This is a genomic window from Vicinamibacterales bacterium (assembly GCA_035699745.1).
Classification (GTDB): Bacteria; Acidobacteriota; Vicinamibacteria; order Vicinamibacterales; family 2-12-FULL-66-21; genus JAICSD01.
The window spans coordinates 1-18,638 of sequence record DASSPH010000041.1 but is presented as its reverse complement, the minus strand read 5'-3'; the positions used below and the strand labels follow the sequence as shown (position 1 = coordinate 18,638).

13 protein-coding genes and 1 tRNA gene are annotated in these 18,638 nt (G+C 69.7%); 7 read left to right on the top strand and 7 right to left on the bottom strand.

Translation table 11 applies throughout. The features are described 5' to 3' along the window. Positions 1-91: 91 nt before the first annotated feature. Positions 92-3,028 carry an excinuclease ABC subunit UvrA gene (gene uvrA, locus VFK57_08455; GenBank protein HET7695722.1) on the bottom strand — a complete coding sequence of 979 codons (2,937 nt, stop codon included), beginning with the start codon at positions 3,026-3,028 and terminating at the stop codon, positions 92-94. Positions 3,029-3,129: 101 nt separating this feature from the next. On the opposite strand from uvrA, the gene VFK57_08450 reads away from it, so the two are divergent. Continuing rightward, on the top strand, positions 3,130-3,768 hold the full coding sequence (locus tag VFK57_08450; protein ID HET7695721.1) for a hypothetical protein: 639 nt from the start codon (positions 3,130-3,132) through the stop codon (positions 3,766-3,768). A 37-nt stretch (positions 3,769-3,805) separates the two neighbouring features. Here VFK57_08450 and VFK57_08445 read toward each other — a convergent pair whose 3' ends face one another. Beyond that, positions 3,806-7,117 (bottom strand): S41 family peptidase, encoded by a 3,312-nt coding sequence (locus tag VFK57_08445; protein HET7695720.1) that lies wholly within the window; start codon positions 7,115-7,117, stop codon positions 3,806-3,808. 59 nt (positions 7,118-7,176) lie between these two features. Here VFK57_08445 and VFK57_08440 point away from each other — a divergent pair, with 59 nt between their 5' ends. Both VFK57_08440 and VFK57_08435 read left to right on the top strand, forming a co-directional pair. Then, entirely contained in the window at positions 7,177-7,551 is a 375-nt protein-coding gene (locus VFK57_08440; GenBank protein HET7695719.1) for a hypothetical protein, read from the top strand. 34 nt (positions 7,552-7,585) lie between these two features. Then, entirely contained in the window at positions 7,586-8,716 is a 1,131-nt protein-coding gene (locus VFK57_08435) for a hypothetical protein (protein HET7695718.1), read from the top strand. Here VFK57_08435 and VFK57_08430 read toward each other — a convergent pair. Beyond that, on the bottom strand, positions 8,704-9,864 hold the full coding sequence (locus VFK57_08430; protein HET7695717.1) for a hypothetical protein: 1,161 nt from the start codon (positions 9,862-9,864) through the stop codon (positions 8,704-8,706). The genes VFK57_08435 and VFK57_08430 overlap by 13 nt on opposite strands. A 2-nt stretch (positions 9,865-9,866) precedes the next feature. Then, positions 9,867-10,802: a BACON domain-containing carbohydrate-binding protein gene (locus VFK57_08425; protein ID HET7695716.1), complete on the bottom strand. Its 936-nt coding sequence runs from the start codon at positions 10,800-10,802 to the stop codon at positions 9,867-9,869. A 75-nt stretch (positions 10,803-10,877) separates the two neighbouring features. Between VFK57_08425 and VFK57_08420 the strand changes: the two genes are divergently transcribed. From VFK57_08420 to VFK57_08410, 3 genes are read left to right on the top strand one after another with little or no spacing between them, the layout of a single operon-like run. Further along, the gene (locus VFK57_08420; GenBank protein ID HET7695715.1) at positions 10,878-11,903 is read left to right on the top strand and encodes an endonuclease/exonuclease/phosphatase family protein; all 1,026 of its coding nucleotides are present in this window, start codon (positions 10,878-10,880) and stop codon (positions 11,901-11,903) included. 18 nt (positions 11,904-11,921) lie between these two features. After that, on the top strand, positions 11,922-13,523 hold the full coding sequence (locus VFK57_08415; GenBank protein HET7695714.1) for a glycosyltransferase family 39 protein: 1,602 nt from the start codon (positions 11,922-11,924) through the stop codon (positions 13,521-13,523). After that, complete coding sequence (locus tag VFK57_08410) at positions 13,520-15,052, top strand: radical SAM protein (protein HET7695713.1); 1,533 nt, start codon at positions 13,520-13,522, stop codon at positions 15,050-15,052. The genes VFK57_08415 and VFK57_08410 overlap by 4 nt, the downstream gene beginning before the upstream one ends. Positions 15,053-15,061: 9 nt before the next feature. Here VFK57_08410 and VFK57_08405 read toward each other — a convergent pair whose 3' ends face one another. Both VFK57_08405 and VFK57_08400 read right to left on the bottom strand, forming a co-directional pair. Continuing rightward, on the bottom strand, positions 15,062-16,165 hold the full coding sequence (locus VFK57_08405; protein ID HET7695712.1) for a cis-3-hydroxy-L-proline dehydratase: 1,104 nt from the start codon (positions 16,163-16,165) through the stop codon (positions 15,062-15,064). Then, positions 16,162-17,802 carry a M1 family metallopeptidase gene (locus VFK57_08400; protein HET7695711.1) on the bottom strand — a complete coding sequence of 547 codons (1,641 nt, stop codon included), beginning with the start codon at positions 17,800-17,802 and terminating at the stop codon, positions 16,162-16,164. The genes VFK57_08405 and VFK57_08400 overlap by 4 nt, the downstream gene beginning before the upstream one ends. Before the next feature lie 30 nt (positions 17,803-17,832). On the opposite strand from VFK57_08400, the gene VFK57_08395 reads away from it, so the two are divergent. Further along, positions 17,833-17,908, top strand: a tRNA-Thr gene (locus VFK57_08395). A 50-nt stretch (positions 17,909-17,958) separates the two neighbouring features. On the opposite strand, the gene VFK57_08390 is transcribed toward VFK57_08395, so the two are convergent. Continuing rightward, on the bottom strand, positions 17,959-18,638 hold a 680-nt coding region (locus VFK57_08390; protein HET7695710.1), incomplete at its 5' end, for a site-specific integrase.

Sequence of the window (18,638 nt, the reverse complement as noted above, 5' to 3'; positions counted from 1 at the left end):
ACCAGACCGGTGTCATCCACGTACGCACGCGGAGCACGCACGCACAGCGCGCCGGGCCAATGAGCTGATTCTCTCTCTGCGCGGTCCGCCGCTAGTTTGCGTACGCGTTGGACCGGCCCGTCGCCAGCACCTCCCGCAGGTACCGCCCGGTGTGCGACGCCGGGTTCTGCGCCAGCTGTTCGGGTGTGCCGACGGCGACGATCTCGCCGCCCTCCTCGCCCCCTTCCGGCCCCAGATCGACGATCCAGTCGGCCGTCTTGATGACGTCGAGGTTGTGCTCGATGACCAGCAGGCTGTGGCCGGCCTGGAGCAGCTTCCTGAACGCGGCGAGCAGCTTCGCGATGTCGTCGAAGTGCAGTCCGGTGGTCGGTTCGTCGAGGATGTAGAGCACGCGATCGCCGGTCTGCGTCGACAGGTGCGCGGCGATCTTGATCCGCTGCGCCTCGCCGCCCGACAGCGTCGTCGCCGGCTGGCCGAGGCGCAGGTAGCCGAGGCCGATCTCGTCGAGCACCTGCAGCCGGCGCAGCACCTTGGGCGACGTGCTGAAGAACGTCAGCGCCTCGCGCACCGTCATGTCGAGCACCTGATCGATGTCGCGTCCGCGGTACTTCACCTCGAGCACCTGCGCCTTGAAGCGCTTGCCCTCGCACACCTCGCACGGCACGAACACGTCGGCAAGGAACTGCATCTCGACCTTGACCTGTCCTTCCCCTTCACACGCCTCGCAGCGGCCGCCGGGCACGTTGAACGAGAAGTGGCTGGCGGTCAGGCCGCGCGTGCGCGCGTCCTTGGTGGAGGCGAACAGCTCGCGGATCGGATCGAACGCCTTCAGGTAGGTCACCGGGTTGGACCGCGGCGTGCGGCCGATCGGCGCCTGGTCGACGAGGACGACGTCGGTGATGAACTCCGCGCCTTCGAGCTTGCGGTGGGTGCCGACCCGCCGATCCCAGTCGCCCTTGGCGCGCTTCAGCGCCGCATACAGCACGTCGTGCACGAACGTGCTCTTCCCTGACCCGCTCACGCCGGTGACGCAGGTCAGCATCCCCAGCGGGATCTCGACGTCGACGTTCTTCAGGTTGTGTTCCGCCGCGCCGAGGACTTTCAGCCGCTGGTTGGAGGGGCGCCGCCGCGCCGCCGGCACCGGGATCGCCAGCTCGTCGCGCAGGTATTTCGCCGTCAGCGAACGCGGCTCCCCCATCAGCTGGCTGAGCGGGCCGCTGAAGATCACTCGCCCGCCCTGCTCGCCGGCGCCGAGTCCCATGTCGACGACGACGTCGGCGACCTTGATCATGTCGGCGTCGTGCTCGACGACGAGCACCGTGTTGCCCTGGTCGCGCAGCTTCCGCAGGATGGTGATCAGCCGTTCGTTGTCGCGCGAGTGCAGCCCGATCGACGGCTCGTCGAGCACGTACAGCGTGTCCACCAGCGCCGAGCCGAGCGACGTCGCCAGGTTGATGCGCTGCGACTCGCCGCCCGAGAGCGTCGACGACAGCCGGTCGAGCGTGAGGTAGTCGAGCCCGACATCGCGGAGGAAGCCGAGGCGCTTGCGGATCTCGCGCAGGACCTTGTCGGCGACCGCCAGATCCTTCTCGGAGAGCGTCAGCGAGGCGAAGAAGCGATCGGCCTCCTTGACGGTGAGGCCGCAGACGGCGTCGATCGTGCGATCGCCGACGCGCACGTCGCGCGCTTCCCGGCGCAGCCGGGCGCCGGCGCATTCCGGGCACGTCAGGTATCCGCGGTAGCGGCTCAGGAACACGCGGACGTGGACCTTGTATTTCTTGCGCTCCAGCCAGCGGAAGAACCCCTTGACCCCTTCCCAGCCGCCGCCGTCGCCGTCGATGACGAACCGCTTCTCGTCCTCGTCGAGCTCGGACCACGGCACGTCGAGCCGCACGCGCTTCTTCGCGACGCGCTTCAGCTCGGCGAGCTGCGCCCGATAGTGCGGCTTGCTCCACGGCTCGATCGCGTTCTGCAGGATCGACTTGGCGGCGTCGGGCACCACCAGATCCATGTCGAGCTCGATGATGTTGCCGAAGCCGTGGCAGAGCGGGCAGGCGCCGAACGGGTTGTTGAACGAGAACAGCCGCGGCTGCGGCACCTCGTACTGGAGATTGCACTCGCGGCACTCGAACCGCTCCGAGAACCGGTGCACGACCGGCTGACCCGCGCTCGCGCCGCTGCCGCCCGGCGCGGCCCCGCCGGCTTCGACGGCGAACGCGGCGCCGCCGCCCTCGGTGTAGGCGGTCTCGATCGAGTCGGTCAGCCGCGGGCGGACGTCCGGCTCCACCTTCACGCGGTCGACGATGACCTGGAGCGTGCTGCGATCCTTCAGCGTCGCGGTGTCGGCGTCCTCGAGATTCACCGTCTGACCGTTGACGTAGAGGCGGCCGAACCCCTTGCGCCGCAGCGTCGCAATCGTCTCGGCGACCGAATCGACGAGATCGGGCAGCACCGGCTGCGGCGCCGGCGGTTCGGCTTCGAGCGCGTCGGCCGGCGAATACTCGTCGTCGGGCTCCGGCTCGGCGGCGGCGAGCGGCGTGGACGCGACGACCGGCATGTCGAAGCCGATCAGCAGCCGCGTGCCTTCCGGCAGCGCGCTCAATCGCGTCGCGACCACCTCCGCCGTTTCGCGGATGACTTCCTTGCCGCAGCCGCGGCAGAACGTGCGGCCGACGCGGGCGTAGAGCAGCCGCAGGTAGTCGTGGATCTCGGTGGTCGTGCCGACGGTCGAGCGCGGGTTGCGGATGCTGTTCTTCTGGCGGATGGCGATCGCCGGACAGATGCCCTCGATGCTGTCGACGTCCGGCTTCTCCATGCGCTCGAGGAACTGCCGGGCGTAGGCGGAGAGCGACTCGACGTAGCGCCGCTGCCCCTCGGCGTAGATGGTGTCGAAGGCGAGCGACGACTTGCCGGAACCGCTGACCCCGGTCATCACGATGAGTGAGCGCGGAGGCAACGTCACGTCGACGTTCTTGAGGTTGTGCGTGCGCGCGCCGCGGACGGCGATCTGTCCCCTGGTATCGGCCATGTATGTGCAGAATTCCGGCGGAGCCGGAACAGTCCATCGTAGCGCGGCCGCTCAGCCCGTTCAACCTCGGCGGCCCCAAACGTGCTATTTTGTGGGGGCGTATGTCAGTTCGATTGTTCATCGGCAACCTGCCGTATACGGCGACGGAAGCCGAGTTGCGGGAGCACCTGTCCAGCGTCGGCGTCCCTACCTCCGTCGTCCTTCCCGTCGATCGCGAGACCGGCCGTCCGCGCGGGTTCGCGTTCGTGGATTACGCGGATCGCGCCGTGGCGGAAGAGGCGATCCGCAAGTTCGATCAGACGCCGTTCAAAGGGCGGGGGCTCGCGGTCAGCGAGGCGCGGCCGCGCGAGGAGCGCGGGCCCGGCGGTCCGCCGCGGCCCGGCGGCTTCAGCCCGCGTCCGCCCGGAGGGCCGGGAGGCTTCAGCAGTCCGAGACCCGGCGGCGGCCCGAGCGGCTACGCGCCGCGGCCCGGCGGCTTCAGCGGCCCGCGTCCCGGCGGCTTCGGCGGCGGCGAAGCGCCGCGCGGCACCAAGAACTTCGGCCCCGACGCGCCCCCGAAGCACAAACGGAAGCCGCAGGGGAAGGAACGCGACAAGCCGAAGGGACCGATCAAGCAGCGGCCGGTGTCGAGTCTCTACGACGCGGACGAGGATTGGCGCGCGCTCGACGCCGCCGACGATCCCGACATCGACAACATCGCGACCCACAAGGATCCGGACGAGTACAGCGAAGACGAATAGATCGGGCGATCGGGTGATCGGGTGATCGGGTGATCGATCAGCGGCTGACCCGGTCGGTCGATTGCAGAGTCTGCAGGAGCACTTCGACCGCCTTGTCGAGCTGCGAATCCTTGGAGCCGTAGCTCTCGCCGATCGGGCGTTTCACCTCCACATCGACCGGACGCGGGTGCATCTCCATCGGCGCGCCGGCGCGATCGGTGATCCGCGATCGCGGCAGCCGCAGGATCGTGCCGTCCATCAGCCGCGTGTTCCAGGTGAAGATGATCCATCCGGCGGTGGGCTCGCCCACGACCTTCCCCAACTTCATCGCGCGATAGCCTTCGGTGAAGTCCTCCGCGTCCGACAGCGAGTGCTGGTTCGTCACCAGCACCGTCGGCTTCTCCAGCGATCGCTGGCCCAGCGCCGAGCGCGCCGGCATCGTCGGCATGCCGCGGAGCGTCATGTTCAGGTAGTGCGCGCGGCCGAAGACGTCGAGCGCGTACGGATTGACGAAGCCGCCGTTGTTGTTGCGAATGTCGATCACCACGCCGTCGCGCGCGATGTTGTCGGCGTCGAGATCGACGTAGAGCTGCGACAGCGAGCCGGCGGACATGTCCGGCATGTGGACGTAGCCGAGACGGTTGTTGCTGATCCTGGCGACGTAGGCGCGGCGCGCCGCGACCCACTGCCGGTAGCGCAGGCCGCGCTCGGTCGCCGCCGAGACCGGGCGGACGGCGACGTCACGGCCGCCATCGCCCGACGCGGTCCTGGCGATGCGCAGCACCGTCCGCCGATTCACCTTGTTCTCGAGCAGCGCGTCGAGATTGACGCGCGCGCCGAGCGGCTCGCCGTCCACCGCGATCAGGAAGTGTCCCGGCTCGATGCCCGACCCGAGCGCCGCCGGCCCGAGCGGCACGACGGCCGCGATCTTCAGCGCCGCCGACGACTCGTAGGCGGCCCGATCGAAGTCGAGGCCGAGATGACCGACGCCGCCGGCGCCGGCGGGCGCGGGGGGCGGATTGATGCCGAGATGCGATGCATTCAACTCGCCGATCATCAGCGAGGCGATCCGCCGCATCTCGTCCGGGGTGCGGGCGCCGGCGATGTACGGCTCCACCGCCTTGCGCGCCTCGGTCCAGTCGACGCCGTTGAAGTCGGGATCGAAGAAGTGATCGCGCAGCAGGCGCCACGCCTGATCGAAGACCACCACCTTCTCTTTCGCGAAGTCCACCGCCATCTCCGCGGTGACGGCAACCGGCCGCACCTCGCGGCGATCGAGCGTGACGACGTTGATGCGGCCGTCGTCCAGGTAGAAGACTTCCTTGTTGTCGGGCGAGAACGCGACGTCAGCCTTCCCCCCCGCGCTGGTCGTCAACTGCCGCGCCACCGGACGCTCGCGCGCGGTCTCGTCCATCGACCATGCGTACAGGTTCTGCTGCCCGGCGGCGCCGGCGATCATCACCACGGTCTTGCCGTCGGGGCTGATGAAGGCTTCGCCGACGTCCACGCCGGCGGGAACCAGCGACAGGCGGTGCCGGATGTCGTCGAAGACGATCCGCGTGGGAGGCACCGGCTTCCTGTCGTCGGCCTTTGCTTCGTCCGCCGCCTTGACGTCCGCCTTCGCCGGCGTCGCGGTGTCGCGCGGCGCCGCCGCCGGCTTCGGCGGGACTTCGTCGACCGTCGACGGGGCCGGCGGCGCCGTTGACGGTCGCCTTGGCGTCTGTTCCTCGTTGAACAGATCCCTGAATTGATCTTCGCGGAACTTCGGGGTGCGCAAAGTGAGATCGACGCGCGCGAGCTGCTGGGCTTCCGTGCGCTGGCCGGTATCGAAGAGGAGGAAGGTGCCGTCGGGAGACCAGGTGACGGTGTTGGCGTTCGAATTGGCGAGGAAGCTGACCTGCCGCGGCTCGCCGCCCGGGACGGGAACCACCGCAACGTTGGTGAAGCCGCGCGTGCCGGCGGTGAAGAACGCGATCCACTGTCCGTCCGGCGACCAGGCAATCGGCCGGCCGACCTGGATCGGATCCGCGATGATCCCTTTCGCCAGCGCCCGATCCTTGCCCGCCGCGACGTCGAGCACGCGCAGTTCGCGGCCGCCGCGGACGAAGGCGATCGACCTGCCGTCAGGCGAGAATCGCGGCGCGTGATCGCCGTCCCCTTCGGTCGTGAGCGGCGTTTCCTTGCCGGTGACGAAATCATACGACACGAGCCGGGCCGGGCCGGAGCGCTCGGAGGAATAGACCAGGCGCCGGCTGTCGGGCGACCAGGCGGGCTGCGCTTCCAGCGCCGGCGTCATCGTGACCCGCGCGGCGTCGCCGCCGTCCTTGGCCGACGCGGCGAAGATTTCGCCGCGCGCCACGAACGCGACCTTCTTGCCATCGGGCGAGAGCGCCAGGTCCTCGAACTGGTTCGTGAGCCGCAGCTGTTCGGTGGACGGCCCCGCCGGCGCGCCGATCCGCGCGATCGGAACCGGCGCCGATTTTCCCGACGCCGTGTCGAGCTTCCAGATCTGGAAATCGCGCTCGAACACGATGGCGTCGCCGCGGGCCGAGATCGACGGCCACAGCACGCGCCCGTGCCTGAAGGCGGTCACCTGGCGCGGCCGCGAGCCGGGTGCGGCGGCACTCTGCCAGATGTTCTCGGCGCCGCCGCGGTCCGAGACGAAGTAGAGCGTTGCGCCGTCCGCGCTCCACATCGGCCACAGATCTTTCGCGCCGCCGCTCGTGACCGCGCGATACGCCTCCGGCGCGTCCGGCGCGGTCAGGTTCCGCAGCCAGATCTCCGATTGATCGATGTGCGAGGCGCCGCGACGCCACCACTGGGCGGAGGCGATGCCGCGCGCCGACATCGCCAGCGTCCTGCCGTCCGGCGACACGGAGGAGAAGAACTCGTTGGTGTAGCGATCGGCGCTGACCGGCATCGGCGTGCCGCCCTCGACCGGAACGCGATAGATGTCGTTGACGCCGCCGGAGAGATCGTGCCCGCTGGTGAAGAAATAGAGATGCCGTCCGTCGCGGGACCAGCCGTCCAGTTGATCGAGCCCGTCGTCGAACGTGATCCGCCGCACGTCGCCGGTGGCGAGGGTCAGCACGTAGACGTCGCCGCCCCCGGTGCGGGTCGAGACGAACGCAAGGTGCTTCTTATCGGGCGAGTACATCGGCCGCGTGTCGTTGGCGGCATTGGAGACCAGCAGGCGCGCGTCGCCGCCGCTGGCGGGGACGGTCCAGATGTCGCCGCCGGAGACGAACGCGATCTCGGAGCCGTCCGGGGCGAGTCCGGGCTCGGCGAATGCCGGCGACGTCACCGGGCCGGGCCGCGCCTGCGCCAGCAGGGACGCGGCGACGAGGCAAAGGAGCAGCGGACGAGGCATAATGCGGCGACTCTATCGCAGCAGGAGCTTCCATGACCACTCACGTCAAGGTTCTCGGCGTGCTCTACATCGTCTTCAGCGCGCTCGGCGTCTGCGCGGCGTTGATGCTCGGCCTCGGAATCGGCATCGCCGGCAGTGTCGTCGGTACTTCCGCGAGCCCGGAAGATGCGGCCGTGGCGTTGCCGATCATCGGCGTGGCCGGCACGGCGCTGGTCGTCTTTCTGCTGGCCATCTCGCTTCCCGGTCTGATCACCGGAATCGGCCTGTTGAAGTACCAGCCGTGGGCGCGGATCGCCGGCATCGTGATCGCTGCCATCAACCTGATCAACATCCCCTTCGGGACGGCCCTTGGCATCTACGGACTCTGGGTGCTCCTTAATAAGGAGACGGAGCCGTTGTTCGCCGGTACGCCGACGGCGATTTCGAACCCCTAGCATCCGGTTCGGCTTTTGCAGCCGGTCCGCCGCGATGGTCCCCCACACGACCAGCGGCGAGTGGCAGAGCTTCGAGGTCCGCATGCGGCGGCGGCGCGCCGACCGTCTGCTCCTGCGCGCCGAAGCGGCGATAGAAGCGCGCTGCTACGAGGACGCCCTGCAGGTGCTGGCTGAGGCGCGATCGCTCGTGCCGAACATGCCGGGGCTGGACGAACTGGAGCGGAAGGCGGCGGAGCCTGTCCCGGCAGCGAAGCCCGGCGCTGCCCGACGATGGGGGGCTGCGGCCGCGGCGGTGCTCGCACTGTCAGGAACGGCCGTGCTCGGCGCCTGGATGATGGTCTCCCGCCCGGCGCCACGCCCGGAGCCCTCGGCCGCGATCCCTGTGAACCCGGCGCCACAAAAGACCCCGACCTCGACCGCTGCCGCACCCTCGCCAACCCAGACTGCGCCGGCCACGCTCCCGTCGCTGCCGCCTCCCGCGGACGTGTTTGCATCCGAAACCGCCGCGGCACGGCCGCAGACCGCTGTCGAGAAAGCTGTCCCGACAGCCGGTGTGGAGCCCGACGCACCGGCCGCCGTTCCGGCGTCCCGCGCGACATCGGTCCCGCCGTCACAAATCGAGCCGAGACCGATCGAGAATGCGGCCTTCGAGTCGAAACCTGCGCCGTCGCTGCCCGCGACGCCGGATCCATCCCCCGTGACTGCCCTGAACCTTCCGGCAGCGAGCCCCGTCACTCCGCCGGACGCGCCGATGGCCGCGCCGAGCCCGGCGCCCGCGACCGCCACCGCGAAGGTCCCTTCGGCTCCGCCGCTGACGCCGCCCGCGGAACCATCCGAGGAACCCGCGGTGAGATCGACCCTCGATCGGTACGCCGCCGCCTTCACCTCGCTCGACGTGGATGCGGCACAGCGCGTGTGGCCCGGCGTGAACCGCGGCGCGCTCGCCCGCGCCTTCGACAGTCTCGCCTCGCAGCAGGTGTCGCTCGGGAATTGCCGGATCGACGTGATCGGGGCGCACGCGACCGCGCGCTGTGCGGGGACGACGTCGTGGGCGCCGAAGGTGGGAGACGGCAGCCGGCGCACCGAGCCGCGGAGCTGGACGTTCGAGCTCGCGCGCGGCGGGGCCGGCTGGGAGATCGTCAGCGCCCGCGTTCAGAACAGATAGTCGAGCGAGATCGTCGGCGTGAACGGCGCCGTCAGACCTGACTTCCCCATCCGCCACAGCACGTCGCCGCTCAGCACGAACGTCCGGCTGACGTTCCACTTCACGCCGGTCACGGCGCTGGACAGGATCGGCGTCGCCGTCCCCGGTGCGAGCCGCTCGGTGGTGACGCCGCTGCTGGTCGGGTGTGCCGCCGACACCGCGAGGATCCCGCGCACGTCCGACAACCGTCGGAACAGCACTTCGCCGGTGACGGTGACGGTCGGCGCCGCCGCGATCGTGATGGCGCCGCTCCCGGCGATCTCGTCGGTCACGCCGCCGCGCACGATCGAGACGTTCGCGTGCGCGCCGACCGCGCCGCTCTCCGCCGAGGCGATCCCCATCAGCCGCAGCGCGGCGCTGCCGGCGCCGAGGAGGAGCTGCTCGTCGCCGGTCGGCAGCCGCACTTCCGCCGCCGCCGCGACGCCGCCGCTGCGGGTGGCGACGAGCCGGTACTTGGCGCGCACCGCGATGTCGGCGATCCCGCTCGCCTCGGCGTTGCCGCTGGCCTGAACGAACGACTGTCCGCGGTAGACGTTCAGCCGGGTGCCGTCGATGTTCATCTGGACGAGCGGCACCGCGCCGCTGATCTCGAAGCGATCGGTGACGCCATAGCCGCCGAAGAACGTCAGCGTGCTGGTGCGGATCCGCAGGGTGAGCGCCTCGGTGTCGAACGGCGCCGCTTCGTCCGCGAACCGGTTCGCCGTCGTGAGCAGCGTGCCGTCGCGCAGGTTGAACCCGTCGAGATTGTCGTAGGCCGCGGTGGACGCCGATGCGCCGAACGACACCCGCCCCTGTCCGCTGGTCATCGCGCGCTCGACGAAGAAGGTCCCGAAGCTGTCGCTGACGCGCGACACGGTGCCGAGCTCGGGGTCGAGGCGGTAGACGAACCCGCTGCTCGACGTCGCGATTGGCGAGGTCGCAAGGTTCACCTGCAGCGCGCGCGCGATGGTGTCGCGCGTCGCTTCCGCCGCCGCGCGGTCCTTCTGGAAGTCGCCCGTCTGCACCGACTGGTTCGTCACCAGGAACGAGATGACGTCCGCCGGCGTCTGTTGCGCCGAGGCCGGAGCCGCACCGGCCGCCATCACGAGCCCCGCAATCAGCGATCGCATCGTCATTTCCTAATCTCAATCCTCGTCGCCACCAGCGACGTGCCCTGTTCCACCTGCGCGGTCAGGGCGATGTCGCGGCCGTCCCGCAAGTCCCGGCAGTTGCCTTTCATGTAATCCGTGCTGCTCGTCGTCCGGACGGTATACCCCTTCAGCGTGAACCGCACCGTCGGACACGATCCCGACACGTTGTCGATGCGCCCCGACACCTCGATCGTCGCCGGCGGCGGGGGCGGCGGTGGAGGCGGGGGCGGCGGCGTCGGCGCGGGCGTGGGCGCGGGCTCCGGCGTGGGTGTCGGCGACGGCGTCGGCGCCGGAGAAGGCGCCGGCGACGGGGGCGGCGGCGCGGGCGCCGGCGCGGGCGGCGCGCTCTGCTGCCGGACCGTGACACGATCGGAGGCGATGGTGAGTGTGGCGCTGCGCTCGGCCCCCGGGTTGACGGCCGCCTGGACTTCAATCGTGGCGCTGCCGCGGCCCGCGGCGGGCGTGAGCGTCAGCCAGGGCGCGTCGCTGCTCGCGCTCCAGTCGCACGCGCCGTGCGTGCGCACGTCGACGCCGGCGCGGCCGCCGGCCGCCGGCAGCATCCCCGACGGCGCCGAGATCGAGTACTCGCACGCCGCCGCCTGCTGCGCCACCTCGGTCTGCTGCTCGGCGATCGTGAACGTGGCCTTGCGGAGAACCGGCTCGGTGTTCGCATTCACGCGATACGTGAGCGCACCGTCCCCCTGCCCGGTCTGCCCGGAGACGATCTGGACCCACGGGGCCGACACGCTTGCCGTCCAGTTGCACTCGCGTTCGACCGTGACTTTGACTTCACCGGTGCCGCCGGATGAGCTGAAGCTCGGCACCGTGTTGGTGAGGGACGCCTGGCACCGGGCGGCACTCGGCCCGGACACGTTGGTCACGGCGCTGCTGCCGCAGGCCGCGGCGCACGCGCACATGCAGGCAAATAGAAGAGTTCGACCCCGGATGATCACGCGCCAAGCCAATACAAGGCGCGCTCCAGCGGCGGCGCGATGCATCTGACCCGGCTCGTTGTCGCGCTGGGCATCGTGAGCGCGTGTTTGGGCAGCGCGCGACAGCCCTATGGCGCCGCGCAACCCACCTGCCTCGCCGCCAGCGAGACCGCGGTCCGCTGGGTCCACCTCTCCGCCTCCAACGAGCGCCGCTCGCTGGATCGCTGGTGCGCCGGCGTCGGCCCCTCGATCGTGCCCTCGGCGGCGCACGGATTCGATACGCTCGAACCTCCGTTTGCGGTCGTTTCGTGGAACACCCACGTCGGCGCCGGCGATCTGGACGTCTTCGTCGACGACCTGCGCGCCGGCCGGCTCACGGGCAAGCCGGTCCGGCACTTCGTCCTGCTGCTGCAGGAGGCCTACCGCTCCGGCGATGCGGTGCCGCACACCCGCACCGTGCTATGGGCCTCGGCCATCTTCGGCGCCGGCCCCCGGTCATCGCGCATCGAGGCGGCGCGCCTCGCCGAACGGCTGGGTCTGTCGGCGCTCTACGTCCCGTCGATGCGCAACGGTCCGCCGGGCGTGACCGCCGAGGACCGCGGCAACGCCATCCTCTCGACCGCGCGGCTGCACGAGGCGGGCGCGCTCGAACTGCCGCTCGAGCGCCAGCGCCGGGTCGCCGTCGCCGCCACCGTCATGGTGCAGGCTCCCGGCCGCTCTCCCCTCGCCATGCGCGTCGTCTGCACCCACTTCACCAACATGGTCATGCACCATGCGTGGATCCTGTCGGAGTCGGGCCGCCTGCGGCAGGCACGAGCCCTGGCGAACGCGCTGCCGCGGGACGTCCCGGCGATCGTCGGCGGGGATCTGAACTCGTGGTTCGGCTACCGCGACGCCGCGTACCGCGAGCTGACGCGGACCTTGACCCCCGCCGCGCGCGAGGACCGGCGCGCGACCTTCGGGCCGATGCGCCTCGACCACCTGCTCTTCCGCCTGCCCGAGGGCTGGCGCGCGGAGCTGCGGCGAGCGGATCGCAAGTACGGATCCGACCACTACCCGCTCATCGCCCTGATCGAGGCGCAATAGAGTACGATCGCGTCTCGCATGCACAGCCTGCGGCGGGTCTTCGCGGCCGTGGCGGTCGTCGTCGTGCTGGCGCCGCTCGTCGCGTCGGCGCCGCTCTTCGATCCGGACGAAGGGCTCCACGCCGCGATCGCGCAGGAGATGGTGCGCACCGGCGACTACGTCACGCCGAAATTCCTCGGCGAGCCCTTCCTCGACAAGCCGATTCTCTTCTTCTGGGCGGAAGCGGCGTCGCTGCAGCTGTTCGGCGATACCGAGGCGGCGGTGCGCCTGCCGCCGCTGCTGTTCGGACTCGCCGGCATGCTGTCGGTCGCGCTCCTCGCGCGGGCGCTGTTCGGCGCCGCGACCGGTCTCACCAGCGGCATCGTCTACGCCACCATGCTGGTCCCGTTCGCGCTCAGTCAGGTCGCCGTGCACGACATCGGCGTGGTCCCGTTCATGTGCATCGCCGCATGGTGCCTCGTCAGGCTCGCCGCGGCGGACGCATCCCCGCGGCTGCCGCGCGTGGTGCTCTTCGGCGTCGTCGCGGGGATCTGTCTGGGTCTGTCGATCCTGACCAAGGGGCTCGTGGCAATCGTGTTCGCCGGCGTCCTCTGCGCGTGCCTCGTCGTGTGGCGGCGGCCCGCGTTCGCACGGCTCCTCGTCGCGCTCGGCGTTGCAGTCGTCGTTGCCGCGATCGTCGCCGCGCCGTGGTACGTGGCGATGGAACACGCCCATCCGGGTTACCTGCACTACTACTTCGTCGAGCGCCACGTGCAGGGCTACCTGACCGCAACGCAGCGCCACGCCGGGCGGCCGTTCTGGTACTACGTGCCAATCGTCCTCGGCGGCGCGTTGCCCTGGGCGCTCCACCTCGCGGGCGCCGCCCGATCGGCCGGGAAGCGTCCCCGTCGTCTCGTCGTCTGGGGCTGGTTCGCAGCCGGCCTGGTGTTCCTGAGCGCCGGCGAATCGAAGCTGGCGACCTACGCCCTCCCGTTGTTTCCCGCGATCGCCATTCTGATCGGCGATCACCTCGTCGAGGCCCGGCCGCGCGCCGCGATCGCGATGCAGGTCGTGTTCCTCGCCGGGCTGCCCGCGGCGGCGCTGGTGGCGTATCAGGTCCGGTTCGAACCCGTTCCTGCCGCCGCCTGGCTGCCCATCGTAGTGCTGGGCATCCTCACGGTCGACGCCGGGCGGCGCGCTCTGAAATCGGCGGACGGGATCGCCGGCGTGCGATGGCTGGCGCAGGCGTGCCTGTGTTCGCTGATCGCGACGATGACGCTGGCGCCGCGACTGGCGTCCTGGATGACGGCGAAGGATCTCGCGGCAGTGCTGAACGCCGCGGGTACGCTGCCCCCGCGCGTACTGGTGCTCGACGAACGGATCGGATCGCTCGTGTTCTATCTCGACCCGGCGCTGCGCGCCGAGGCGACGCGGGATCGCCTCACGGAAGCCTCGTTCGCGGAAGCGATGGCGGGCGTGCGGCACGATCCGGATGAGACGGTTCTCGCGGTTCGCAACGATTACCTCAGCCGTTTCAACCGGCTGTTCCGGACCGCGCCGATACCCGGGGCGCGCGCCGGCACATTTTCGGTGTTCCGGATCGCCGAACTTCGTGACACGCTGCAGCCGAGAAAACCATGAGAGTGCTCCTTCTCTCGATGCCGGACTCGTTCGAGCACACGCCGGCCCTCACGATGCGCATGCCGAACGGCGCGCTCGCCTCGCTGGCCGGCAACGCCGGGTCCGGCCACCAGGTCGCCATCGCCGACTTGATCCTGGCGCAGCACAGCGTGGCGTCAACCGTCGAGCGTCTCATGCGCCAGCACGATCCCGACGTGGTCGGGCTCTCGGTGATGACCTTCCAGCGGCGTACGGCGCTGCGGCTGGTTCACCTGCTGCGCCACATCAAACCGGGCGTCGCCATCGTCGCCGGCGGCTACGACCCGAGCCTCGCCGCGGACGCCTATGAGGATCCTGCCTGCGGCGTCGATTTCGTCGTGCGCGGCGAAGGCGAGCTGACGTTCCGCGATCTGCTCGCGGTGCTCTCACGTCATGGGAATCCCGCGTCCGTTCCCGGCCTGTCGTACCGGCCGATTGCAGGGAGCAGGTTCGCGCACACGCCGGCACGGCCGGTCAGCAGGCTGGACGGCGACATCGCGCTGCCCAACCGGCGCGCGCGCGTGCTGTCCGGGTACACGTTCCTCGGCCGTCCCATCGACATCGTCGAAACGTCGAGAGGGTGCACCTACGACTGCAGCTTCTGCTCGATCGTCGAGATGCGCGGGCGGAACTTCCACACGTTCGACTTCACCCGCGTCCTTGCCGACATCACCGACGCGCGGGCTCTCGGCGCCCGCGCCATCTTTCTCGTCGACGACAACATCACGCTCGACGTCGCCCGGTTCCAGGCGCTGTGCGGCGCAATCGTCGACGCCGGCCTGAACGACGTCCACTACATCGTCCAGGGCATGACCTCGGCGATTGCGGGCCATGGCGCGGCGCTGGCGCCGCTGATGCGGAGGGCGGGATTCCGCTACGTGTTTCTCGGCATCGAGAACGTGCTGGACGAGGATCTCGCGTTCCTGCGGGCGTCCACGAAGAACGCGCAGCGCGAGCGGGGACGCCGGGTCGGCAACGCCACCCTCCAGGCGATCGAGGCCCTGCATCGCGAAGGCATCTTCGTCGTCGGCGGCATCATCGTCGGCAATCCCGACGACACGCGCGAGTCGATCGAGATCAATCTCGCGTTCGCGCGCCGCCACGTCGACTGGCCGTACATCCAGCATCCGACGCCGTATCCGGGCACGCCGATGACCGAAGACTTCCGCCGGCGGGACCTCATCGTCAATCACCGCCTCGAGGAATACGACGGGACGACGGCGGTGGTGCGGACCGCGCATCTGGAGGCCGAGGAAGTGGAATTCCTCCGCTGGCGCGCGGAGCGCTGGATGAAGGTGCGGCACCTGCCCGCGGTGCTGCGGCATTACCCGGGCTTCGTGCTGCGTCACGCGCCGCAGATGCTGGCCCACACGTTCCGCGGCAGCACCTGGCGCTCGGCGCTCGGGCTGGAAAGCGAACGCGACGTGTTCAGGCGCTACAAGGCGCGGCGCGCCGCCGAGCGCGAGTACGTGGCGGACGTCCCCGAAATGCCGGTGGCTGCGTTCGCCTGATCGATCGACTCATTCGACGACGACGACCGGGCGCCCGAGCACGTCCATCTTCGGCCGGAGGCCCAGGCCGGGATCGGTCGACGCCGCCATGCGCCCGTTCACCCGCTGCGGCGCGCCGACGGCGGTCGACACCGTCACATAGCTGTTGAAGTCCGTCGTCGTGAAGAGCAGCTCGGTGGGCGTGCTGTGCGCAAGATGAGCGATGGCCGCGGTCGCCACGTCGCCGCCCCAGCTGTCTTCGAGCGTCATCCCGATTCCCATCGCGACGCAGAGATCGCGGGCCTGCACGGTCCGGGTCAGCCCGCCCAGCTTCGCGATCTTCAGATTGACGACGTCCATCGCGCGGTCGGCGCTCGCCCGCAGCAGCACGTCGAGACCGTCGATGTTCTCGTCGAGCACGAACGGATGGTCGGTGTGACGGCGCACGCTGAGACATTCCTCGTAGGTCAGGCACGGCTGCTCGATGTAGACGTCGACGTCGCGCACCGCGCGGACGACGCGCATCGCGTCGTGCTGGGTCCATCCGGTATTCGCGTCGGCGACCAGGCGATCGCCGGTCTGGAGGCATGACGCCACGGTGCGGATGCGGGCGACGTCGACGTCCGGGTCGCCGCCGACCTTCAGCTGAAAGCGCCGGTAGCCCTCGCGCCGGTAGCCGGCGACGCGCGACGCCATCGCCTCCGGCGTGTCCTGCGAGATCGCGCGATACAGGTGGACGTCATGGCCGTAGCGTCCGCCGAGCAGCTCGCAGACCGGCAGCCCGGCGAACTGCCCGAGGATGTCCCAGCAGGCGATGTCGATGCCGCTCTTCACGTAGGGATGTCCCTTCAGCGCCGCGTCCATCGCCCGGTTCAGCTTCCCGAGCTGGCGCGGATCGGCGCCGAGCAGATGCGGGCCGAGCTCGCGGATGCCCGCGCGCACGCCGTCGGCGTACGCGGGCAGGTAGAACGGGCCGAGCGGACAGACTTCGCCGTGGCCGACCAGGCCCGCGTCGGTCTCGACGCGGACGATGGTGCTGTCGAAGACCGTGACCGACTTGCCGCCCGACCATTTGTAGGTCGTCTCGTGCAGCGGCAGCTCGACGCGATACGCGAGAATCCTTGCTATCTTCATCGTCCCTGCCGTTTGACGAAGGTGATCTTGTCGGCGAGCAGCCAGGTGTCGGGGTCGAAGGTGACGTCCGCGGGCTCGGACGGCGCCGCGACGGTGAACGACGCCTGCTTCTCGTTCATCTCCACGCGCTCGATGCGCGAGGGCTGGCCGGCGGCGGTGACGACGCCGAGCTGCAGCTGCACGCGGTAGGGGGCGCCGTCCTGCGTCTGCGCCAGGTCCACGCGGATCGCCTTCGCGGCGGCGTCGTAGTGCCACGACCCGTCGAACGAAGGCGACGAGGGCCGCCGCAGCCACTGATCGAAGAACCACTTCAGGTTTTGTCCGGAGGTCTGTTCCATGATGCGGCGGAGGTCGTCGCCGGTGGCGCCGGCGTCGCGGTGCCGCCGGTAGTACTCGCGGATGCCTTTCCAGAACGTCTCGGTGCCGATCGTTCCGCGCAGCATGTGGAGCACCCACCCGGCCTTCTGATACACGAGCGGGCTCAGCACCTTGCTCATGTCGGCAAGGTTGTCGTGGACGATGGCGATGCCGGGGAGAGATTGTTCCGCCGCGAGCGCGCGGGTGCGGTTGTTCTTCAGGCCGGCGACGAACGCCTCGCGGCCCGCCGTGTGCTCGGTGAACAGCAGCGTGAAGTAGGTGGCGAACCCTTCGCTCAGCCACACTTCGTCCCAGTCGGTTTCGGTCACCGAGTTGCCGAACCACTGGTGCGCGATTTCATGTGCGACCAGGCCGGTCGCGGGTACGGCGCGCAGGTCCCGTTCGCCGTAGAAGATGGCGCTGGCGTGTTCGGTGCCGCCGTTCAGTCCGGCGGCGGCGACGTTGGCGAGCTTCTCGTACGGGTACGGCCCGACGCGCTCGCTGAAGAACTCGAGCGCGCGGCGCGCCGGCTCGAAATAGGTCTGCCCCGCCTCGTCGTCCGGATGTGCGACCCAGGTGGAGAGCGGCACGCCCTTGACATCGCCGAGATGGCGCACCGCGAAGCGTTCGATGCCGAGCGCGTTCAGCCACGAGGCGATCGGCACGGACTGCTTCCAGTGCGTGACGCGGCGTCCGTCGGGCCGATCGATCTCCGCCTGCAGCAGCCCGTTGGCGATCACCTGATAGGCCGACGGCGCGGTGACGATGAACTCGCTGGTCGCCTTGTCGTACGGGTGATCGACCATCGGCAGCCACTCGCGCGCGCGGTTGGGCCAGTTCTCGCTGAACGCGCACCACTCGCCGTGCTTGTTCGTCAGGAAGCGCAGGCCGTTGGCCGGGCTGCCGCCGTAGGCGATGGTGAAGCGGCGTTCGTCGCCGGCGGCCGGCGGCGCGGCGAGCGGGATCCGCAGCACGCCGGCCGTATGGGTGTAAGGCACGGCGGCACCGCCGCTGGTCACCGTCCGCACCGTCATCCCCTTGCCGCCGGCGGCGGACGCGAGATCCAGCGCGACGGCGGCCACGCCGGGACGTGTGAATCGCACGTCGACGCTCGCCTCGCCGGCGATGTCGGTGGTGGCGTCGGAGATCTCGAGTTTGAACGTGTAGTGGCGGACGTCGATGCCCGGCTGCCGAGGGTACGTGTCGGCGAACGCGAGGGCGGACGGGAACAGGACCACGGCGGCCGCCGCGGCCCGGAACGGCACTGCTGGGAATCTCATCAGCGTGGTAGAATAGCCGCTCCACCCACCGCCGGCGTAGCTCAGTTGGTAGAGCAGCTGATTCGTAATCAGCAGGTCATCGGTTCAAGTCCGATCGCCGGCTCCAGAATCCTTAGAGAAGCAAGCGATTTGCGTGACGCGCGATGCGCGATCACGTCATCTGCCCCCTAACTGACCCCCTGAGAAGAAAATTGCGTCCATATGCCGCGCGGCCTTCGCGGACGTCTGCTGCTGCAGATGCGCGTAGACGTCGGCCGTGACGCGCAACTCGGAGTGTCCGAGCAGGAGTGACACTTCGACGAGCTCGACGCCCTCGGCGATGAGCAGACTCGCGGCGCTGTGCCGCAGATCATGAAAGCGCACACGGGGCAGGTTGCAGGCCGCCAGCAGGCCGTACAGCGTGCGCAGGACGTTCCGCGGATGCAGCGCGGCGCCGACCTTGCCGCCCCGCTTTTCGCGAAATGTCGTGAAGACCAGACGTGTGTCCACCCAGTTCGCACCCGCCTTCAACCGTTCTTCGCGCTGGTGCGTGCGGTGCCGCCGCAGCGCGTCGACGCAGACCGTCGGCAGTGCCAGCGTCCGTTGGCTCTTCTCCGTTTTGAGTTCCTGCAGCACAAGCTGTTTCTTCAGAGCCTGCAGCTGCACGCGGATCCGTAGTTCGCCGCGCTCGAGGTCGACGTCTTCCCATCGAAGACCTGTCACCTCGCCGAGGCGCAGCCCGCAAGCAAGCGCGACCGAAAACAGCACGCTGAGGCGATGCGAACGCGTGTTCGCGAGAAAGCTGCGCTTCCAGGACCGATAGCGGACGGATCTTGCGCTTGATCGTCTTCGGCACC

Bases quoted from the DNA above. Each gene is read 5' to 3' on its own strand.
- uvrA (HET7695722.1), bottom strand. From the start codon at position 3,028: ATGGCCGATACCAGGGGACAGATCGCCGTCCGCGGCGCGCGCACGCAC.
- VFK57_08450 (HET7695721.1), top strand. From the start codon at position 3,130: ATGTCAGTTCGATTGTTCATCGGCAACCTGCCGTATACGGCGACGGAA.
- VFK57_08445 (HET7695720.1), bottom strand. From the start codon at position 7,117: ATGCCTCGTCCGCTGCTCCTTTGCCTCGTCGCCGCGTCCCTGCTGGCG.
- VFK57_08435 (HET7695718.1), top strand. From the start codon at position 7,586: ATGGTCCCCCACACGACCAGCGGCGAGTGGCAGAGCTTCGAGGTCCGC.
- VFK57_08430 (HET7695717.1), bottom strand. From the start codon at position 9,864: ATGCGATCGCTGATTGCGGGGCTCGTGATGGCGGCCGGTGCGGCTCCG.
- VFK57_08425 (HET7695716.1), bottom strand. From the start codon at position 10,802: ATGTGCGCGTGCGCCGCGGCCTGCGGCAGCAGCGCCGTGACCAACGTG.
- VFK57_08420 (HET7695715.1), top strand. From the start codon at position 10,878: ATGCATCTGACCCGGCTCGTTGTCGCGCTGGGCATCGTGAGCGCGTGT.
- VFK57_08415 (HET7695714.1), top strand. From the start codon at position 11,922: ATGCACAGCCTGCGGCGGGTCTTCGCGGCCGTGGCGGTCGTCGTCGTG.
- VFK57_08410 (HET7695713.1), top strand. From the start codon at position 13,520: ATGAGAGTGCTCCTTCTCTCGATGCCGGACTCGTTCGAGCACACGCCG.
- VFK57_08405 (HET7695712.1), bottom strand. From the start codon at position 16,165: ATGAAGATAGCAAGGATTCTCGCGTATCGCGTCGAGCTGCCGCTGCAC.
- VFK57_08400 (HET7695711.1), bottom strand. From the start codon at position 17,802: ATGAGATTCCCAGCAGTGCCGTTCCGGGCCGCGGCGGCCGCCGTGGTC.